Annotated in this window: 6 protein-coding genes; 3 read left to right on the forward strand and 3 right to left on the reverse strand. The window is 69.3% G+C overall.

Annotated elements, in window-relative coordinates:
* The coding region (locus ACN269_RS34825; RefSeq protein ID WP_421477603.1) for a hypothetical protein at positions 1–191 on the reverse strand (191 nt) is incomplete at its 3' end.
* 80 nt (positions 192–271) lie between these two features.
* Here ACN269_RS34825 and ACN269_RS34830 point away from each other — a divergent pair.
* Together ACN269_RS34830 and ACN269_RS34835 are read left to right on the forward strand one after the other, a co-directional pair.
* Positions 272–874, forward strand: a complete 603-nt coding sequence (locus tag ACN269_RS34830; RefSeq protein WP_421477605.1) for a DUF305 domain-containing protein — start codon at positions 272–274, stop codon at positions 872–874.
* Between the two features lies 1 nt (position 875).
* On the forward strand, positions 876–1,166 hold the full coding sequence (locus ACN269_RS34835; RefSeq protein ID WP_421477607.1) for a metal-sensitive transcriptional regulator: 291 nt from the start codon (positions 876–878) through the stop codon (positions 1,164–1,166).
* Here ACN269_RS34835 and ACN269_RS34840 read toward each other — a convergent pair.
* Both ACN269_RS34840 and ACN269_RS34845 read right to left on the reverse strand, forming a co-directional pair.
* Complete coding sequence (locus tag ACN269_RS34840) at positions 1,163–1,465, reverse strand: thiamine-binding protein (RefSeq protein ID WP_421477609.1); 303 nt, start codon at positions 1,463–1,465, stop codon at positions 1,163–1,165. The two genes, ACN269_RS34835 and ACN269_RS34840, sit on opposite strands and share 4 nt — an antisense overlap.
* A gap of 92 nt (positions 1,466–1,557) precedes the next feature.
* Complete coding sequence (locus ACN269_RS34845; protein ID WP_421477611.1) at positions 1,558–2,505, reverse strand: glycerate kinase; 948 nt, start codon at positions 2,503–2,505, stop codon at positions 1,558–1,560.
* A 118-nt stretch (positions 2,506–2,623) separates the two neighbouring features.
* On the opposite strand from ACN269_RS34845, the gene ACN269_RS34850 reads away from it, so the two are divergent.
* The coding region (locus ACN269_RS34850; RefSeq protein WP_421477613.1) for an MFS transporter at positions 2,624–3,179 on the forward strand (556 nt) is incomplete at its 3' end.

Below are 3,179 nucleotides of genomic sequence, written 5' to 3' on the forward strand. Positions count from 1 at the left end.
TTGGCCAGCCGGTCCAGCGACAGGTTGCACGGGGTGATCTCGTTCCACGACGAGCCGACGCCGATCTGCGGCTTGGCGAAGTCGTCGTCGGTCATCCCGACCGCGCGCAGCATGCCGCGGGCGGCGGCCTTCTCCAGGCCGTCGGTGACGTCGCGGCTGCGGGGCTTGATGTCTGGCGATCCTGAGGGCATGCCGTCAAGTATGCCTTCGGCGTTTGACCCGGCCAAACCATTATCGATACCCCTATGGGGTATAGAGTATGCTGGTCTGCATGACGCTTCGTACCCGCATCGTCGCGGTCCTGGCGGCGCCGGCTGCCGTCCTGTCCATGGTGGCGTGCTCCGACACCGTCGCCGAAGACCACACCGCGCACGAAACGGCGACTACCGCGCCGCTGATCGCGGACGCGCCGGCCGGCTTCAACGACGCCGACGTCACATTCGTCACCACCATGGTCCAGCACCATGCGCAGGCCGTGGACCTGGCTGCTCTGGTGCCGGACCGCTCATCGAACCCCGACGTCGTGGCGCTAGCGGAGCGGATCCGGGCGGCACAGGAACCCGAGATCGAGGCGATGCGGGTGTTGCTGGTGCAGTGGCGGGAAGGCGAGATTGGCGCCGGGCACGGCGACCATGGTGACGCAATGCCGGGCATGGTCGATGACGCCACCATGACCGAGCTCCAGTCGCTGCGCGGAACCGCGTTCGACACACTGTGGCTGGAGTCGATGATCAGCCACCATGAGGGCGCGATCGAGATGGCCAATGCCGAGCTCGCCGACGGCGAGAACGTCGACGCGATCGCGTTGGCGACGACGATCGTCGCGACGCAGCAGGCCGAGATCGATCAGATGGCGCAGATGCTGGGAGGCTGATATGGCTGCGACGCACGGCTATTCGCCGGAGAAGGAGAACTACGCCAAACGGCTGCGCCGCATCGAGGGCCAGGTGCGTGGCATAGCCAAGATGATCGAGGACGACAAGTACTGCATCGACGTGCTCACCCAGATCAGTGCGGTCAACAGCGCATTGCAGTCCGTCGCGCTGGGCCTGCTCGACGAACACCTCGGGCACTGCGTCAGCCAGGCCGTCGCCGAGGGCGGTGCGCAGGCCGACGAGAAGATCGCCGAGGCGTCGGCGGCCATCGCCCGGCTGGTCCGCTCCTAGGGCGTGTCCAGCGAGCGCTCGATTCGCTCGACCTTGGCGGCCAGCTGGCCGGTGTGGCCGGGCCGGATGTCGGCCTTGAGCACCAGGCTCACTCGCGGCGCCGCCGCCGACACCGCTTCCACCGCCCGCTTGACCACAGCCATCACCTCGTCCCACTCGCCCTCGATGTTGGTGAACATCGCGTTGGTCTCATTGGGCAGACCGGAAGCCCGCACCACCCGCACCGCCTCGGCCACCGCGGCCCCGACCCCGCCGGACTCGTCGCCACCCGATGGGCTGACACTGAACGCCACAATCATGTGTCCAGCCTGCCTCAGGGCGTTGACTCTGCGCTGAGGGCGTTGGTTATGCGCGTAACCATCGCCCTGGATGCAGAGTCAACGCACGGGCGCTAACGCGAAGCGATCGCGCGTCCCGCTGCCTCCATCGCCGCCGCGTCGGAGGCGACGATGACATCGGCGAAAGCGCTGCGGTCGCAGTCGGTCACCGATCCGACCACGGCATACACCGGCACCCCGGCCGAGCGGCGCAGGATCACCGAAATGATCTTGCCGGCGGCGGTCTGCGAGTCCAGCCGGCCTTCCCCGACCACGATCGCTGACGCCTGCTGCACCGCGTCGTCGAAACCGCAGGTGTCCAACACGAAGTCGGCGCCCGAGACGATGCGGGCGTCGAACTCCGCCCACATGCCGCCGACGAAACCGCCCGCCGCGCCGCTGCCCGGTACGTCGATGGGGTCGCGACTGTAGCTGTCTGCCAACTCGCTCAACCGTGCGGTCAGCAGCTCGACCGTCGCCGGGTCAGCGCCCTTCTGCGGACCGAAAACCTTTGCCGCGTCGAGGAACAGCGTCGTCACATCAGTCAGGATGGTGAACGACGCGTCGGTCACCTCGGCCTCCTGCAGGGCCCGCACCGCACCGGCCCCACCATCGGTGGTCGCCGACCCGCCGGCCGCCAGGACGATGTTTCGGGCGCCGCGCCGATACGCATCGGCGATCAGCAGCCCGGTGCCGTAGGTGTCGGCGGTGACCGGGTCGCGCGGCCCGGCGTGCGGCGTCGTGATGCCGCTGGCTTCGGCGACCTCGATCAATGCCGTCCCGTCGGCCGAGTAGCCGTACCGGCCGTCCATGTCGGCACCCCAGGGATTGACCGTCGGTGCGCTCACCACGGTCAGGCCCAGCGGATCCTGCAGGGCGGCGAGCGTGCCTTCACCCCCGTCGGCGACGGGCATCGTGATGCCGGTGCCGCCGGCCGCCTCCACGCCGGCGAGTATCGCGGTGGCTACCTCGGCGGCGGTGTAGGTGCCTTTGAAGCTGTCCGGGGCGATCAGGACCGTCATCGCCGGTAGCGTATCGGCTCCGGGCCGATCAGGCCGGGTGGCGAACTGGCAACCATTGCGCATCCTTTTGGATCGGCAAGGTCGCCGGGCCTGGCCGGGCCGCTAGCGTGACGCCCAGATGATCGTGCTGACGCCGCCGGCGCCGACCGGACCGTGGACGCCGCGGGTCGCCGTGCAGTTGGCGGTGCTGGCCGCGGCGGCGTTCACCTATGTCACCGCCGAGTTGCTGCCGGTCGGCGCACTACCCGCCATCGCCGCCGATCTGCAGGTCAGCGAGGCCAGGGTGGGAACTTTGTTGGCCGCCTACGCCGTGGTGGCCGCACTCACCACCGTTCCGCTGGTGCGGTTGACCGCGCACTGGCCGCGACGCCGCACGTTGCTGCTCACCCTCGGCTGCCTGACGGTCGCCCAACTGATCTCGGCACTGGCACCGAACTTCACGGTGCTGGCCGCCGGCCGGGTGCTGTGCGCGCTGACCCACGGCCTGATGTGGTCGGTGATCGCGCCGATCGGCGCGCGGCTGGTCCCGGCCAGCCACGCTGGGCGCGCCACCACCGCGGTGTACGTGGGCACCAGCCTGGCGTTGGTGGTGGGCAGTCCGCTCACCGCGGCGATGAGCCACCTGTGGGGCTGGCGACTGGCGGTCGTGGTGGTGATGATCGCCGCCGCGGCCG

It is taken from the genome of Micromonospora sp. WMMD736 (genome assembly GCF_049179015.1).
In the GTDB taxonomy this organism is placed as follows: Bacteria; Actinomycetota; Actinomycetes; order Mycobacteriales; family Micromonosporaceae; genus Micromonospora.

Excerpts from the sequence above, each read along its gene's own strand:
- ACN269_RS34830 (WP_421477605.1), top strand. The coding sequence starts at position 272 with ATGACGCTTCGTACCCGCATCGTCGCGGTCCTGGCGGCGCCGGCTGCC.
- ACN269_RS34835 (WP_421477607.1), top strand. The coding sequence starts at position 876 with ATGGCTGCGACGCACGGCTATTCGCCGGAGAAGGAGAACTACGCCAAA.
- ACN269_RS34840 (WP_421477609.1), bottom strand. The coding sequence starts at position 1,465 with ATGATTGTGGCGTTCAGTGTCAGCCCATCGGGTGGCGACGAGTCCGGC.
- ACN269_RS34845 (WP_421477611.1), bottom strand. The coding sequence starts at position 2,505 with ATGACGGTCCTGATCGCCCCGGACAGCTTCAAAGGCACCTACACCGCC.